General features: G+C 62.5%; 2 protein-coding genes. Both read left to right on the top strand.

What is annotated here, in order from left to right; genetic code table 11:
• Positions 1-7,782, top strand: a complete 7,782-nt coding sequence (locus FFI16_RS09990; RefSeq protein ID WP_138815143.1) for a non-ribosomal peptide synthetase — start codon at positions 1-3, stop codon at positions 7,780-7,782.
• A gap of 64 nt (positions 7,783-7,846) precedes the next feature.
• Positions 7,847-18,199, top strand: a complete 10,353-nt coding sequence (locus FFI16_RS09995; RefSeq protein ID WP_371923621.1) for an amino acid adenylation domain-containing protein — start codon at positions 7,847-7,849, stop codon at positions 18,197-18,199.
• Positions 18,200-18,244: the final 45 nt, after the last annotated feature.

An 18,244-nucleotide genomic window follows, 5' to 3' on the forward strand; every position in this document is an offset into this window, starting at 1 on the left:
ATGCTTTCCAACCCTAATATCGATCTGGTTTCGCGCTTTCTTCGCCTGCCTCTGGAACAGCGTCAACAGTTCTACCAACGCCTGCAAAGCCGTGGCATGAGTTTCGCGCAACTGCCGATCGCCTCGATTCGCGAGGAGGGCGAGCACGCGCCGCTGTCTTATGCCCAGGAGCGCCAGTGGTTTCTCTGGCAACTGGACCCGGACAGCGCGGCCTATCACGTCCCCGGCGCCTTGCGCCTGAGTGGGCGCCTGGACAAGGCCGCACTGCAACGCAGCTTCGACACGCTGGTGGCACGCCATGAGAGCCTGCGCACCCGTTTGCACCTGGAGGGCGAGCAGCGTGCCCAGCAAGTGCTGGCCCAGGCTGTGATCGAGATCGCTGAACGCCCAGTCGACGAGGCCGGGCTTAAAGCATGCGTCGAAGCTGAAATCGCCCGGCCTTTCGATTTGCAGCAAGGTCCGTTATTGCGGGTCAGCTTGCTCGGCCTGAGCGAAGAAGAGCATGTGCTGGTGCTGGTGCAGCACCATATCGTCTCTGACGGCTGGTCGATGGGCGTGATGGTGCAAGAGCTGATGCAGCTGTATGCCGCCTACAGCCAGGGCCAGGACTGCACGTTGGCACCGCTGCCGATCCAGTACGCCGACTACGCGGTGTGGCAACGCCGCTGGATGGAAGCGGGGGAGAAGGCCCGCCAATTGGATTACTGGCGTGAGCTGCTCAGCGGCACACAACCGGTGTTGGAACTGCCGCTCGATCACCCGCGCCCGGCACAGCAGAGTTTCCTCGGCGCACGCCAGGACATCGCCCTGGAACCCGCCCTGGTCGCCGGTCTCAAGGCCCTGGCGCAGCGCGAAGGGGTGACGCTGTTCATGCTGCTGTTGGCGTCGTTCCAGGCATTTTTGTATCGCTACAGCGGGCAGTCGGACATTCGCGTCGGCGTGCCGATCGCCAACCGCAACCGCGTCGAGACCGAATCGCTGATCGGCTTTTTCGTCAACACCCAGGTGCTCAAAGCCGATCTCGACGGCCAGATGACCTTCGCCCAACTGCTGCAACACACCAAGCGCCGCGCGCTGGAAGCCCAGGCCCATCAGGATTTGCCCTTCGAGCAACTGGTCGAAGCGTTGCAACCCGAACGCAGCCTTAGCCACAACCCGCTGTTTCAGGTGATGTTCAATCACCAGGCCAAAACCCAAGCCGCAGAGCAGCAACTGCCGGGCCTGTGTGTGGCCAGCCTCGAACTGGAAACCCAGAGCGCCCAGTTTGACCTGAGCCTGGATACCCAGGAAACCGGCGACGGCCTCTGGGCCTCCCTGACCTATGCCACCGACTTGTTCAGCACGGCGACCGCCTCGCGCATGCTCGGCCATTGGCTGAACCTGTTGCGCGCCGCCGTGGCCAACCCTGCATTGGCCTTGCAGGACCTGGCGACGCTGGACGCCACGGAGCGCCAACAACTGATCTATCAGTGGAATGCCACCGAGCGCGCTTACCCGCAAGGCCAGTGGGTGCATCAGTTGATTGAGGCGCAGGTGCTGACGCAGCCGGATGCACCGGCGTTGCGCTTTGGTGACGTATCGCTGAGCTATGCCGAATTGAACCACCGCGCCAATCGACTGGCCCATCGTCTGATCGAGGCCGGCGTTGGCCCGGATGCGCTGGTGGGGCTGGCGGTGGAGCGCTCCATCGAGATGGTGGTGGGGCTGCTGGCGGTGCTCAAGGCTGGTGGCGCCTATGTGCCGCTGGACCCGGAATACCCGCGTGAACGGCTGGCCTACATGCTTGAAGACAGCGGCGTGAAGCTGCTGCTGACTCAGGCGCATCTGCTCGAACACTTGCCGATCCCGTCAGGATTGGAAACTTTGGTGCTGGGTGAAACTGGCTTCGAAGGCTACAGCGACGCGAACCCGGACATTGTTCTAGATGGCGAAAACCTCGCCTACGTGATCTACACCTCCGGTTCCACCGGCCAGCCCAAAGGCGCCGGCAACCGCCATTCAGCGCTGCTCAATCGCCTGCAATGGATGCAGCAAGCGTATGGTCTGGGCATCAACGACAGCGTGTTGCAAAAGACCCCGTTCAGCTTCGACGTGTCGGTGTGGGAGTTCTTCTGGCCACTGATGACCGGCGCGCGCCTGGTCGTTGCCGCGCCGGGCGATCACCGTGATCCGGCCCGGTTGGTCAGCCTGATCACCGCCGAACAGGTCACCACGCTGCACTTCGTACCCTCAATGTTGCAGGCGTTCCTGCAAGACCCGACAGTTGCGACCTGCCACAGCGTGCAGCGCATCGTGTGCAGCGGCGAGGCGTTGCCAGTGGATGCACAACAGCAAGTCTTCGCCAAGCTGCCGCACGCCGGGCTGTATAACCTGTACGGTCCGACCGAAGCCGCCATCGACGTGACCCACTGGACCTGCGTCGATGAAGGGTGTGACGCCGTGCCGATTGGTCGCCCGATTGCCAATCTGGGCTGCTACATCCTCGACGGCCATTTCGAACCGGTACCAATTGGCGTGCTGGGCGAGCTTTACCTGGGCGGCGTCGGCCTGGCCCGTGGTTATCACCGCCGTCCGGCATTGACCGCCGAGCGTTTTATCGCCCATCCCTTTGTCAGCGGTGAGCGTCTGTACCGCAGCGGCGACCTGGCGCGGTATCGCGCAGACGGCGTGATCGAATACGCCGGGCGGGCCGATCATCAGGTCAAGTTGCGTGGCTTGCGTATCGAATTGGGCGAAATTGAAGCGCGTTTGCTGGAGCACGATTACGTCCGCGAAGCGGCCGTGTTGGCGCCGGGCAGTAAATACCTGGTGGGCTACCTGGTGCTGCAACACGCCGCTGACGATTGGTGCGATGTACTCGGTGCTCATCTGGCCGAAACCCTGCCGGATTACATGGTGCCCGCACAATGGATGCTGCTGGAGCAGATGCCCCTGAGCCCCAACGGCAAGCTTGACCGCAAGGCGCTGCCAGCGCCCGAGGCGACGCAGCAGTACGAAGCCCCGCAAAGCGCTCTGGAGCAGCAGATCGCTGCGATTTGGGCCGATGTGCTGGGCATCGAGCACGTGGGCTTGAACGACAACTTCTTCGAGCGCGGCGGTGACTCGATCATCTCGATCCAGGTGGTCAGCCGCGCGCGTGCCGCAGGTATTCATTTCACCGCCAAGGCGTTGTTCCAGCATCAAACCGTGCGCAGCCTCGCGCGGGTGGCGCAGTTGCAGACCGCGCGGGTGATCGACCAAGGTTCGGTGCAAGGTGAGACGCCGTTGCTGCCGTTCCAGCAGTTGTTCTTCGAGATGCAGCTGCCGGACCCGCATCACTGGAACCAGTCCTTCTTGCTGACGCCGCGCCAAGCGCTTCAGGGCGAGCGACTGGAAGCCGCGTTGCAGAACCTGATTGCCCACCACGATGTGCTGCGTTTGAACTTCAGCCAGCACCCTGAGGGTTGGCAAGCCGAGCATGCTGCAGCCGGCACGCCGGTACTCTGGCAAGCCACTGTGGCGGATGCCAGCGAGTTGACCGCGCTGTGCGAAAAAGCCCAGCGCAGCCTCGACCTGCACCAAGGGCCATTGCTGCGTGCGGTACTGGCCGAGCTGGCAGACGGTACCCAGCGCCTGTTGCTGGTGATGCACCACTTGGTGGTGGACGGCGTGTCCTGGCGGGTGTTCCTCGAAGACCTGCAAGCGTTGTATCGCGAACAAAAATTGCCGGCCAAAACCTCGTCGTTCAAAGCCTGGGCCGAGCGCCTGCAAGCCCACGCCCGTAGCGCTGCGATGGCGTCCGAGCAAGCCTTTTGGCTGCAACAGCTGCAGGGTGCTGCCACCGACTTGCCGTGCCGCGACCCGCAAGGCGCGCGTCCCGGTCGATTGGCCCAGACCGTGGTCAGCCAACTGGATGCGGAGCGCACCCGGCAATTGCTGCAACAGGCGCCCACGGCCTACCGTACCCAGATCAACGACCTGCTGCTCACGGCCCTGGCGCGGGTGATCTGCCAGTGGACGGGCCAGGCCTCGAGCCTGATCCAGCTGGAAGGCCATGGCCGTGAGGACCTGTTTGATGACATCGACCTGACGCGCACCTTGGGGTGGTTCACCAGCCTGTTTCCGGTGCGCCTGACGCCGGACGCGTCCTTGGCGGTTTCGATCAAACAGATCAAGGAGCAACTGCGCAGCGTGCCGCATAAAGGCCTGGGTTTTGGCGCTTTGCGTTACCTCGGCGATGACGCCACGCGTGAGGCGTTCAGTGCCTTGCCGGCGCCGCGCATCACCTTCAACTACCTGGGCCAGGTCGACGGCAGTTTTGACCAGCCGCACACGCTGTTCGCGCCCGCCGCAGAAAGCGCCGGCGCCGAACAAAGCCCGGACGCACCGCTGGGCAACTGGCTGACGCTCAACGGCCAGGTCTATGGCGGCGAATTGCAACTGGGCTGGACGTTCAGCCCGCTGATGTTCGACCCTGCTGTGATCGAAACACTGAGCGCGGCTTACACCCGCGAACTCAACGCGTTGATAGAACATTGCTGCACGCCCGGCAATGGCGGTGTGACCGCCTCCGATTTCCCGTTATCGCGCTTGAACCAATCGCAGCTGGAGTCGTTGCCGCTGGCCTTCGATGCCGTAGAAGACCTCTACACCTTGTCGCCCATGCAACAGGGCATGCTATTTCACACCCTCTATGAGCAAACGGCGGGCGACTACATCAACCAGATCCGCGTGACGGCCGAGGGCCTGGACGTGGCGCGCTTCCAGCACGCCTGGGATGCCACGGTGCAGGCCCATGATGTACTGCGCAGCGGGTTCTTCTGGGAAGGCCAGCTGGAGTGGCCGTGCCAGGTGGTGTACCGCGAGGCTCGGCTGCCGATTCAGGTTCTGGATTGGCGCGCCATGCCGGAGCGCGAAATGGAGCTGCGCAAGCTGCAACAGGCCCAGCGCCGCCAGGGTTTTGACCTGGCCAAGGCACCACTGGTGCGCCTGGTACTGGTGCGCACCGATGAGCAGCGCTACGAATTGATTTACACCAACCACCACATCCTGATGGACGGCTGGAGCAATTCGCGGCTGTTCGGCGAAGTGCTGCAACGCTATGCCGGCGTGGCGGTGCCGGAAGCGGCTGGGCGCTATCGCGATTACATCGGCTGGCTGCAACAGCGTGATGCCGCTGCGACCGAAGCCTTCTGGCGCGAGCAGTTGAGTGCGTTGCAAACCCCAACTCGGCTGGGCAGCAGCCAACCAATGGCGGTGCAAGGGCATGGCGAGCATCAACTCGATCTTGACCGCACACTCACTGCACGATTGGAGTCGTTTGCCCGCACCAACAAGGTCACGCTCAACACTCTGATCCAGGCGGCGTGGCTGATCCTGTTGCAGCGTCACAGCGGCCAGGCGGTGGTGGCTTTCGGTGCTACCGTGGCCGGGCGCCCGGCGGAGCTTGCGGGCGTTGAGCAGCAGATCGGTCTGTTCATCAACACCTTGCCGGTGATCTGCGCGGTAGAGGGGCAGGTGACGGTGGCCGACTGGTTGCAAGCGGTGCAGGCGCAAAACCTGGCGTTGCGTGAGCACGAGCACACCGGGTTGTATGACATTCAGCGCTGGGCCGGGCAGGGCGGTGAAGCCTTGTTCGACAATATCCTGGTGTTCGAAAACTACCCGGTGTCCAAAGCCCTGGAGCAAAGCGGCGGCAGCGGTATTCGGTTTGGCGAGCCCCACGCCCATGAACAAACCAACTTCCCGCTCACGGTGCTGGTGGATCTGGGCGAAACGCTGTCGGTGCAGTTCAGCTTTGCCCGCGCGCATTTCCATGAAGACCGGGTGCAAGGCTACGGCCGGCATCTGGTCAACCTGCTGCAAGCCATGCTTGAGGGCGGGCAGCAACGCCTGGGTGAGCTGGCGATGCTCGACGCTACTGAGCGCCAGCAGGTGATTGAGGACTGGAACGCGACATCCCGCGATTACCCGTTGCAGCAAAGCGTGCATCAACTGATTGAAGCGCAGGTTGCGCTGACGCCAGAGGCTCCGGCACTGGTGTTTGCCGAGCAGCGCTTGAATTACGCCGAGCTGAACCGCCGCGCCAATCGCCTGGCCCATCGTCTGATCGAGGCGGGCATTGGCCCGGACTCGCTGGTAGGGCTGGCGGTAGAGCGTTCCATCGAGATGGTGGTCGGCCTGCTGGCGGTGCTCAAGGCCGGTGGCGCGTATGTGCCGCTGGACCCGGAATACCCGCGTGAGCGCCTGGCCTATATGCTTGAAGACAGTGGCGTGAAGCTGCTGCTGACTCAAGCGCATCTGCGCGAACAGTTGCCGATTCCACATGGCCTGGAAACGCTGGTACTAGGCGAGACGGAGTTCGACAGCTATAGCGCAGAGAATCCGGGTATTGCTCTGGACGGCGAAAACCTCGCCTACGTGATCTATACCTCCGGTTCCACCGGCCAGCCAAAAGGCGCCGGCAACCGTCATGCGGCCCTGACCAACCGCCTGCAATGGATGCAGGAAGCCTACGGCCTGGATGTCAGCGACACTGTGCTGCAAAAGACCCCGTTCAGCTTTGACGTGTCGGTGTGGGAGTTCTTCTGGCCACTGATGACCGGCGCACGCCTGGTCGTCGCAGCGCCCGGCGATCACCGCGATCCGGCCAGGCTGGTCAGCCTGATCAATGCCGAACAGGTCACCACCCTGCACTTTGTACCCTCGATGTTGCAGGCCTTTATGCAAGACCCCACTGTTGCGACATGCCACACCTTGCACCGCATCGTGTGCAGCGGCGAGGCGCTGCCGGTGGATGCGCAGCAGCAGGTATTCGCCAAACTGCCGCAAGCCGGGCTGTACAACCTGTACGGCCCGACCGAAGCCGCCATCGATGTGACCCACTGGACCTGCGTTGACGAAGGTCGCGACGCGGTGCCAATTGGCCGCCCGATTGCCAACCTGGGCTGCTACATCCTCGATGGTAACTTTGAGCCAGCGCCGGTGGGCGTGTTGGGCGAACTGTACCTGGGCGGTGTCGGCCTGGCCCGAGGTTACCATCGCCGCCCGGCATTGACCGCCGAGCGCTTTATTGCCAACCCCTTCGTCAACGGTGAGCGCCTGTATCGCACCGGCGACCTGGCGCGCTATCGCGACGACGGTGTGATTGAGTACGCCGGGCGTATCGACCATCAAGTCAAGCTGCGTGGCCTGCGTATCGAGTTGGGTGAAATCGAAGCGCGTCTGCTCGAACACGACTGCGTGCGTGAAGCGGCGGTGCTGGCCGTCGACGGCAAATACCTGGTGGGCTACCTGGTGCTGCAACACGCCGCCGACGACTGGCGCGACGTATTAAGTGCGCACTTGGCCCAACACCTGCCGGACTACATGGTGCCCGCGCAGTTGATGTTGCTGGAGCAGATGCCCCTGAGCCCCAACGGCAAGCTTGACCGCAAGGCGCTGCCCAAGGTGGACGCCAACCTGCAGGCGCGCGAATACGTGGCGCCGGGCAGCGACCTGGAACAACAGATCGCCGCGATCTGGGCCGAGGTACTCGACGTGCAACGGGTGGGCATGAACGACAACTTCTTCGAGTTGGGCGGGCATTCCCTGTTGGCCACCCAAGTGGTGGTGCGCCTGCGCGAGCAGTTGCACGCCGAATTCGACGTCAAATCGATCTTTACCGCCCCGACCCTGGCGGATTTCAGTGCCTATGTAGCCACCCAGCAAACAAATAATTCGCCGGTGCAGGACGCATTGGCTAAATCCTTGGAGGCCCTCAAACGTCTATCAGCAGAAGATTTGGATAAATTGATTTCCTGAGGGGCGTGGCGTGCAAGCATTAATCGAGTCGGTAGGTTCACTTTCTGCGCAACAAAAGAAAGCGTTGGCGGTAATGCTCAAGCAGCAAGGCATCAACCTGTTTGAGATTGCCCCGGTTTTCAAGCGTCAGGAAGGCGAGCCGCTGCGACTCTCTTATGCCCAGGAGCGGCAGTGGTTTTTGTGGCAGTTGGAGCCGCAGAGCCCTGCCTACCATTTGCCGCGCGCCCTGCGGTTGAAAGGTCGACTTGATCGGTCGGCCCTGCAGCGCAGCTTTGACACCTTGATTGCCCGTCACGAAAGTTTGCGCACCTGCCTGCATCAGGACGTCGACCAGGTGTTACAGGTCGTGAAACCGGACATGCACCTTGAGATCGCTGAGGGTGTGGGTGAGCACACGCAACTCGAAGCTCAAGTGCAAGCCGAAGTCGCCAAACCCTTCGATCTGCAACAAGGCCCGCTGTTGCGGGTTAAGCTACTGCAGCTGGCACCGGATGAGCATGTGCTGGTGCTGGTGTTGCACCACATTGTCTCTGACGGCTGGTCGATGCAGGTCATGGTCGATGAGCTGGTGCAGTTGTACGTAGGCTACAGCCAGGGCCAGGATGTGCGCTTGCCTGAGTTGCCGGTTCAATACCCCGACTATGCCTTGTGGCAGCGCAGTTGGATGGAAGCCGGCGAAAAAGAGCGCCAGCTGGGTTATTGGGTTGAGCTGTTGGGCGGTGAGCAACCGGTGTTGGAGTTGCCCCTGGATCATCCGCGCCCGCCGGTGCAAAGCTATCGCGGCGCGCGTCTGGACATGGACCTGGACGCGGTGTTGGTCAGCAGCCTCAAGGCGCTGGCTCAACGCGAAGGCGTGACGTTGTTCATGCTGTTGCTGGCGTCCTTCCAGACGCTGTTGTATCGCTACAGCGGGCAGTCGGATATCCGCGTCGGTGTGCCGATCGCCAACCGTAATCGCGCAGAAACCGAGCGCCTTATCGGCTTCTTCGTCAATACCCAGGTGTTCAAGGCTGATATCGACGGGCAGATGCCCTTCAGTCAGTTGCTGGCCCAGGTCAAGCAACGTGCACTCCAAGCCCAGAGCCATCAGGATCTGCCGTTCGAGCAGCTGGTCGAGGCGCTGCAACCGGAACGCAGCCTGAGCCACAACCCACTGTTTCAGGTGATGTTCAACCACCAGACTGAAGCCCATAAGTCGCGTGGCGAGCTGCAATTGCCGGGCCTGGCACTTGAGGCGCTGGAGTGGGGCAGCCAGAGCGCACAGTTCGACCTTAGCCTGGATACCCAGGAATCCCCGCAAGGTATCTGGGCTTCGCTGACCTACGCCACTGACCTGTTTGACGCGCCCACTGTGCAGCGCATGGCTGAGCATTGGCAGCGCTTGCTGCGCGCGATAGTCGGGCGTGCGGACACCCGTGTGGCGCAGCTGGCCATGCTGATCGATGCAGAACAGCGTGATTTGCTGTATGCCTGGAACCAGGATGGCCCTGCGTTCGAAGCGGCGGCAGGTGTTCACGGATTGTTCGAGGTCCAGGTGCAACGCCGCCCGGAGGCGGTGGCCCTGTGCCTGGGCGAACACGCAATCAGTTATGCCGAGTTGAATCGCCAGGCCAATCGCCTGGCGCATGCGCTGATCGAGCGTGGCGTCGGCCCGGAAGTGCGGGTGGGTGTGGCGGTCGAGCGCTCGTTCGAGATGGTGGTTGGTTTGTTGGCCGTGCTCAAGGCTGGCGGCGCCTATGTGCCGCTGGACCCGCAATACCCACGTGAACGCCTGCTGCACATGCTTGAGGACAGCGGTGTGCGTTTGGTGCTGACGCAAGCCCATGTGCCGATGCCGCTGCCCGAGGGCATGATGACGCTGGACGTGGCGGATTCGGGGCTGGCCCACTACGGCGAGAGCAACCCGCAGATCAAGGTCGACAAACACAACCTGGCCTACGTGATTTACACCTCCGGTTCCACCGGCAAGCCCAAAGGCGTGGCCATCGATCATGCGGCGCTGACCGAGTTTTCCCGGATGGCCGCCGATTATTCGCGCCTGAACCAGGATGACCGCGTACTGCAATTCGCTACCTTGAATTTCGACGGTTTCGTCGAACAGCTCTACCCGGCGCTGACCCACGGCGCGACGGTGGTCCTGCGCGGGCCGCAACTGTGGGACAGCGCTCGGCTGTACGACGAAATCATCGCCCAAGGCATCACCCTGGCCGACTTGCCGACCGCTTACTGGAACCTGTTCCTGCTCGATTGCCTGGCGGCGGGGCCTCGATCCTATGGCGCGCTTCGCCAAGTGCACATCGGTGGCGAAGCCATGCCACTGGACGGCCCGGCACAGTGGGTGAAAGCCGGTCTTGGCCATGTGCGCTTGCTCAATACCTATGGCCCTACAGAAGCAACCGTGGTGTCGAGTGTGCTGGATTGTACAGCCGCTGCTGAAATCGTCGGTGCCACCGCCAGCCCGATTGGCCGTTCCTTGCCAGGCCGTGCCCTTTACGTGCTGGACCGCGACTTGAACCTGGCGCCGTTGGGGGCGGTGGGCGAGTTGTACATCGGCAGCCGCTGTGGTTTGGCGCGCGCCTATTTGAACCGCGCGCTGCTCACGGCTGAGCGCTTTGTGCCGGACCCGTTCGGCGCAACCGGCGAGCGCCTGTATCGCACCGGCGACCTGGCACGCTATCGCGCTGATGGGGTCATCGAGTATGTCGGGCGGGTCGATCATCAGGTCAAGATTCGTGGTTTTCGTATCGAGCTGGGTGAGATCGAGGCGCTGTTGTTGGCCCAGCCCAGCGTGCGCGAAACACTGGTGCTGGCCGTCGACAATCAATTGGTCGCCTATCTGGTTGCCGAACAGCAAGATGCTGCGACCCTCAAGCTGACGCTGCGCGAACAACTGCCGGATTATATGGTGCCGGCCCACCTCGTCTTCCTTGACCGCATGCCACTGAATCCTAACGGCAAGCTGGATCGCAACGCGCTGCCCAAACCCGACGCCAGTGAGTCGCAGCAGGCATGGGTGGCACCGGTAACTGAACTGGAGCAGCAGGTCGCCGCCGTATGGGCGCAGATCCTGGGTGTCGAGCGCGTAGGGTTGACCGATCACTTCTTTGAAATGGGCGGGCATTCGCTGCTGGCCATGCAGGTGGTTTCGCGCCTGCGGCATACGCTGGGGCGCGAAGTACCGCTCAAGCTGGTGTTCGAGCAGCCACGCCTGGAAGGTTTTGCCGGCGCCTTGCACGCCGAGGAAGGGGGCCTGGGTGAGCAGGCGCCGGCACTGGTGCCGGTCGGTCGTGATCAGCCGCTGCCACTGTCCTACGCCCAGGAGCGTCAGTGGTTCCTTTGGCAGTTGGCCCCGGACAGCGCCGCCTACCATATCCCCAGTGCCTTGCGCCTCAAGGGACGGCTGGATACGGCGGCGTTGCAGCGCAGTTTCGATGTGCTGGTCGCTCGTCATGAAAGCCTGCGCACCTGTGTTGAACAGCACGCGGACGGTGCGCGGCAAGTTATCCGTGCGCAGTTTGTGTTGCCTATCCAGTGCGTTGACGTGCAAGAAGCCGATCTGCAAGCGCAAGTCGAAGCCGAAATCGCCCAGCCGTTCAACCTGCAAAGCGGACCGTTGCTGCGTGTGACCTTAATGCGTGTGGCGCAGGACGATCATGTGTTGGTGCTGGTGCAGCATCACATCGTCTCTGACGGTTGGTCCATGCAAGTCATGATCGACGAGCTGGTGCAGCTCTATGCCGCGTTCAGCCTAGGCCAGGCAGTGCAGTTGCCGGTGATGCCGATCCAGTACGCCGACTTTGCCGTATGGCAGCGTACATGGATGGAGGCGGGTGAAAAGGCCCGGCAACTGGATTATTGGCGCGATTTGCTCGGTGGCGAGCAGCCGGTGCTGGAGTTGCCGTTCGACCATCAACGCCCGGCGCAGCAAAGCCATCGCGGCGCGCGCCTGGATGTGCCGTTGCCTGCCAGCCTGGCGCAAGGTCTTAAAGCCCTGGCCCAGGCGCAGGGCGTGACGATGTTCATGTTACTGCTGGCCTCGTTCCAGACCTTGCTGCACCGCTACAGCGGCCAGCAAGATATTCGTGTCGGCGTGCCGATCGCCAACCGCAACCGTGTGGAAACCGAGCGGCTGATCGGCTTTTTCGTCAACACTCAGGTGCTCAAGGCCGATATCGACGGGCACATGACGGTTGCCGAGTTGTTGGCCCAGGTCAAGCAGCGTGCACTGGAGGCCCAGGCCCATCAGGACCTGCCGTTCGAGCAATTGGTCGAGGCCCTGCAACCCGAGCGTAGCCTGAGCCTGAACCCGCTGTTTCAGGTGATGTTCAACTATCAGAGCGAAGGACGGCTGGGTGTGCAGGCGCTGTCGGGTTTGCACATCGAAGGCCTGGAATGGGAGCGACGTACCGCGCATTTTGACCTCGACATGGACGTGCATGAAAGTACACAGGGGTTGTGGGCCTCGCTCGGCTATGCCACCGATCTGTTTGAAGCCACCACTATCGAGCGCATGGCGCGCCACTGGCAGAATCTGTTGCAGGCGATGGTTGCCGATCAGCAGCAGAACATCGGCCAGTTGAACCTGTTGGATAGCGACGAGCAGCAGCACATCCTGCAACTGTGGAACCAGACCGACGCCGGCTTCTCGGCGGAGCGTCTGGTGCATGAGCTGTTTGCCGATCGCGCGCGGGAAAACCCGGATGCTGTGGCGGTCAAATTCGATGCGCAAACCCTGACTTATGGCGAGCTGGACAAGCAGGCCAACCGCCTGGCCCATGCGCTGATCGCCCGTGGCGTCGGCCCGGAAGTGCGCGTGGCGATTGCCATGCCACGCAGTGCCGAAATCATGGTGGCGTTCCTCGCGGTGATGAAAGCCGGTGGCGTGTATGTGCCGCTGGACATCGAATACCCGCGTGATCGCCTGCTGTACATGATGCAAGACAGCCGCGCGAAATTGCTGCTGAGCCACACCAATGCGCTGCAGCAACTGCCGGTAGCCGAGGGCCTCGAAACCCTGGCCATTGACCGCACCGAAGACTGGACCGGCTACAGCGATACCGCGCCGCAGGTGAATCTGGACGGCGATAACCTCGCCTACGTGATCTACACCTCCGGCTCCACCGGCATGCCCAAAGGCGTGGCCGTTTCCCACGGGCCGCTGGTGGCGCACATCATCGCCACCGGCGAGCGCTACGAAACCGGCCCAGCCGACTGCGAGCTGCACTTCATGTCCTTCGCCTTCGACGGCTCCCACGAAGGCTGGATGCACCCGCTGATCAACGGCGCCAGCGTACTGATCCGCGATGACGGCCTGTGGCTGCCGGAATACACCTACGCGCAAATGCACCGTCACAACGTGACCATGGCCGTGTTCCCGCCGGTGTACCTGCAACAGTTGGCCGAGCATGCCGAACGCGATGGCAACCCGCCCAACGTGCGCGTGTACTGCTTCGGCGGTGATGCCGTGGCACAGGCCAGCTACGACCTGGCCTGGCGCGCACTGAAACCAACTTACCTGTTCAACGGCTACGGCCCGACCGAAACCGTGGTCACGCCATTACTGTGGAAAGCCCGGCGCGGCGATCCCTGCGGCGCGGTCTATGCACCGATCGGCACACTGTTGGGCAACCGCAGCGGATACGTGCTGGACGCGCAACTCAACCTGCAACCCATCGGCGTGGCCGGTGAGTTGTACCTGGGCGGCGAAGGTGTGGCGCGTGGTTATCTGGAACGCCCGGCACTCACCGCCGAGCGGTTTGTGCCGGATCCGTTCGGCAAACCTGGCAGCCGCGTGTACCGCAGCGGCGACCTGACCCGTGGCCGTGCGGACGGCGTGGTGGATTATCTGGGGCGTGTCGACCATCAGGTGAAAATCCGTGGTTTCCGAATCGAGCTGGGTGAAATCGAAGCGCGCCTGCGTGAGCAGCCGGCGGTCGGTGAAACGGTCGTCGTGGCCCAGGAAAGCCCGAGCGGCAAGCAGTTGGTGGCATACGTGGTGCCCGCTGAGCCCGTGACCGACCCGGTCGCATTCCGCGAAGCCTTGCGTCGTGCCCTGAAAACCCGCCTGCCTGACTATATGGTGCCTGCGCACTTCATGTTCCTGGACCAGATGCCGTTGACACCCAACGGCAAGCTCGACCGTAAGGGGCTGCCACAGCCGGACGCGGCGCAGTCGCAAGGCGAGTGGGTTGAACCGGTTACGCCATTGCAACAGCAGGTCGCGGCGATTTGGGCCCAGGTGCTGGGCGCTGCGCGCATTGGCCTGACGGATCACTTCTTCGAGTTGGGCGGGCACTCGTTGCTGGCCATGCAGGTGATTTCCCGAGTGCGCCAGTTGCTTGAACGCGAGGTGCCACTGCGCACCTTGTTTGAGCAGCCGCAGCTGCAAGGCTTTGTACTCGCACTGCAAGCCGCTGAAAAAGATCTGGCGCCGCCGATGGTGGCGATAGGGCGCGATCAGCCGTTGGTGCTGTCCTTTGCCCAGGAGCGCCAGTGGTTTCTCTGGCAGTTGGACCCGCAAAGCGCCGCTTACCACATCCCGAGCGTTCTGCGCCTGAGCGGTCGCCTTGATCAGCCTGCCTTGCAGTGCAGTTTTAACAGCCTCGTGGCGCGACATGAAAGCTTGCGCACCCGCATCGATCAGCAGGATGAGCGCGCAGTGCAGGTGGTCTTGCCCGCCGAACCGTTACCAATCATGCGAGGCGATGCCACTGAGCAGACACTGCAGCAGCAGGTAGAAGCCGAAATTGCCCGGCCCTTCAACCTGCAGCAGGGGCCGCTGCTGCGCGTCACCTTGTTGCGCCTGGCCGAAGATGAGCACGTACTGGTGCTGGTGCAGCACCATATCGTTTCCGATGGCTGGTCGATGCAGGTGATGGTCGACGAACTGGTGCAGTTGTATAGCGCCTACAGCCAGGGCGAGGTCGCGCAGTTGTCGGCGCCGGCGTTGCAGTATGCCGATTACGCACACTGGCAACGCGAGTGGATGGCGGCAGGTGAGCGCGAGCGTCAGTTGGCTTACTGGTGCGAACTGCTGGGCGGTGAGCAACCGGTGTTGGAACTTCCGACCGCGCACGCGCGCCCGGCGCAGCAAAGCTATCGCGGTGCCAGCCTGGAGCTTGAGTTGCCGACGCAACTGGCCGAGGGGCTCAACGCATTGGCGCAGCGCGAGGGCGTGACGCTGTTCATGCTGTTGCTGGCGTCATTTCAGGGCTTGTTGTACCGCTACAGTGGCCAGCACGACATCCGTGTCGGGGTGCCGATCGCCAACCGCAACCGTGTTGAAGTCGAGCGGTTGGTCGGCTTCTTTGTCAACACTCAGGTGCTCAAGGCCGACCTTGACGAGCAGATCACCGTGACCCAGCTGTTGCATCAGGCCAAACGCCGCAGCCTGGATGCGCAGAGCCATCAGGACCTGCCCTTCGAACAACTGGTCGAAGCCCTGCAACCGGAGCGCAGCCTGAGCCATAACCCGTTGTTCCAGGTGTTGTTCAACCATCAGAGCGATGCGGGGTTGGTTACCCGTGGCCGTCACTTACCTGACTTGCGGGTGGAGGGCCTGGATTGGGGCAGCCAGACCGCGCAGTTCGACCTGAGCCTGGACACCCAGGCCACCGCGCAGGGTATCTGGGCCACCCTGACCTATGCGACCGACCTGTTCGAGCCGGCCATGCTCACGCGCATGCTGGCGCACTGGCAAAATCTGTTGCAAGGCATGCTCGACGACCCGCAGCAGCGCGTCAGCCAGTTGCCGCTGTTGGGCGACGCCGAGCAACGTATCGCGCTGCAAGACTGGAATACCACTGCTCGCGACTACACGGAGCAGCCAGTGCATCAGTTGATCGAAGCACAGGTCGAACTCACGCCGGATGCCGAGGCGCTGGTGTTTGCCGGGCAGCGCTTGACCTACGCCCAGCTTAATCGGCGGGCCAACCGCCTGGCCCATCGCCTGATGGATGCCGGTGTCGGCCCCGATGTGTTGGTGGGGCTGGCCGTGGAGCGTTCGATAGAAATGGTCGTCGGCCTGTTGGCGGTACTCAAGGCCGGTGGTGCTTATGTGCCGCTCGACCCGGAATACCCACGCGAGCGACTGGCTTACATGCTGGAAGACAGCGGCGCGAAGTTGCTGCTCACTCAAGCGCATCTGCTAGAACAGTTGCCGATCCCGGAAGGGCTGCAAACCTTGGTGCTGGGTGAAGCCGGTTTTGACGGCTACAGCGAAGCGAACCCCGGTATCGTGCTGGAGGGCGAAAACCTCGCTTATGTGATCTACACCTCCGGTTCCACCGGCCAGCCCAAAGGTGCGGGCAACCGCCATTGTGCGCTGACCAACCGCCTGTGCTGGATGCAGGAAGCCTACGGGTTGAATGCCCGTGACACGGTTTTGCAAAAGACCCCGTTCAGCTTTGACGTGTCGGTGTGGGAGTTCTTCTGGCCGCTGATGACGGGCGCGCGCCTGGTGGTGGCTGCGCCGGGTGATCACCGCGACCCGGCCAGGCTGGTCGCGCTGATCAACGCCGAAAAGGTCACCACGCTGCACTTTGTGCCGTCGATGCTGCAGGCGTTCCTGCAAGACCCGGCCGTTGCCTCCTGCCACGCCTTGCAACGCATTGTGTGCAGCGGCGAAGCGCTGCCGGTGGATGCGCAACAGCAGGTCTTGCGCAAGCTGCCGCAAACCGCGTTGTACAACCTGTATGGCCCGACCGAAGCCGCCATCGACGTGACCCACTGGACCTGCGTCGACGAAGGGCGTGACACGGTGCCCATTGGCCAGCCGATCGCCAACCTGTGCACCTATGTGCTGGACGCACAACTGCAAGCGACCGCCGTGGGTGTGGCCGGTGAGTTGTACCTGGGCGGTATCGGCTTGGCACGCGGTTATCATCGACGCCCGGGGCTCACCGCCGAACGGTTTGTTGCTTCGCCGTTCGCGCCGGGAGAGCGCCTGTATCGTACCGGCGACCGCGTGCGTCAGCGTGCCGACGGGGTTATCGAGTACCTTGGGCGCCTGGATCATCAGGTCAAATTGCGTGGCCTGCGCATTGAATTAGGTGAGATTGAAGCGCGCGTTCTTGAACATCCACAGGTACAGGAAGCCTCGGTCCAGGTGGTCGATGGCAAGCACCTGGTGGGCTATCTGGTGTTGCAGGCACCGAGCAATACCTGGCGTGAGTCGCTGGGCGAACACCTCTTGGCGCACTTGCCGGACTATATGGTGCCGGCGCAATGGGTGCTGCTGGCGCACATGCCCCTGAGCCCGAATGGCAAGCTGGACCGCAAGGCACTCCCCAAGGCTGATGCGCACTTGCAGGAGCGGGTCTATCAGGCGCCGCAGACCGAATTGGAGCAGCGCCTCGCAGCAATTTGGAGCGAAGTGCTTGAGGTTGAACGCGTCGGCTTGAATGACAATTTCTTTGAGCTGGGTGGCCATTCGCTGTTGGTGTTGATGCTCAAGGAGCGCATCCGCAAGGCTACCGGCACAACGCTGTCGGTCAGCCAATTGATGCTTAACCCGACCATTGCCGGGCAGGTCGCTTGCCTGGGGGGGGAGACCCGCCACTCGCTGATCGTCAAACTCAACAGCCAGACCCAAGGCACGCCCTTGTTCCTGTTTCACCCAAGCTACGGTTCGGTGCATTGCTACAAGGCCATCGGCCTGGCGCTGCGTGACCAGCGGCCGGTGCTGGGCGTGATCAGTCGGGCGTTGGTCGAGGAGGGCAGTGCAGTGCCCAGCTGGCAAGCAATGGTCGATGACTACACCGCGCAATTGCTCGATGCCGTGCCCGAAGGCCCTTATCGCCTGGCCGGTTGGTCCCTGGGTGGTAACCTGGCCATGGAAGTCGCGTATGCATTGGAGCAGGCGGGACGTGTGGTGGAAGTTGTGGGTTGGATCGACGCGTCGCCGCCTTACTGGCTCAAAGCCTATTGGGACACGGCGGTGATGACCGATGACAGTGAGGTGCCGGTCAATCAACGGCGCGTTGAGTTGTTGCAGGTGATGTTTGCGCAGTCGAGCCAGCTGATCCAGGACGCATGGTTGCGAAGCCAAGCGGTTGCCGACGACGAGGTACAGCAATGGCAGGCGTTCAGCACGTGGGCCGAAAATGCACTCGGTGAAACCTATCTGGAGGTCAAGGCCAGCTTGCTTGAGGGCGACGAAGCGCAGATATCCTGGGAACTCGACCGAGCCCTCGGCCAGTCTCTCAAGGACGCTGACTTCCAGCCGATCCAGGCACCGATCAGTTGCTGGTGGGCCGCTGCGAGCCGTGCCGGGCAGCATCGCCAGTTGATCGAGGCAAGCATGGCGCAGGTTACGGGCCGGGCGTGTATTGAGCAGTCGGTGCTGATCGACTCCACCCATGATCGAATCATCGACAACGCCGCGTTCGTACAGAGCTTTGCTGATGCGATGAAGTAACACGCGGTGTAAAAGAAACGCCCCTGGACCTATGGCCAGGGGCGT

The sequence above is a fragment of the Pseudomonas sp. KBS0710 genome (assembly GCF_005938045.2).
In the GTDB taxonomy this organism is placed as follows: domain Bacteria; phylum Pseudomonadota; class Gammaproteobacteria; order Pseudomonadales; family Pseudomonadaceae; genus Aquipseudomonas.

Coding starts and splice junctions, on each gene's coding strand:
- FFI16_RS09990 (WP_138815143.1), top strand. CDS start 1: ATGCTTTCCAACCCTAATATCGATCTGGTTTCGCGCTTTCTTCGCCTG.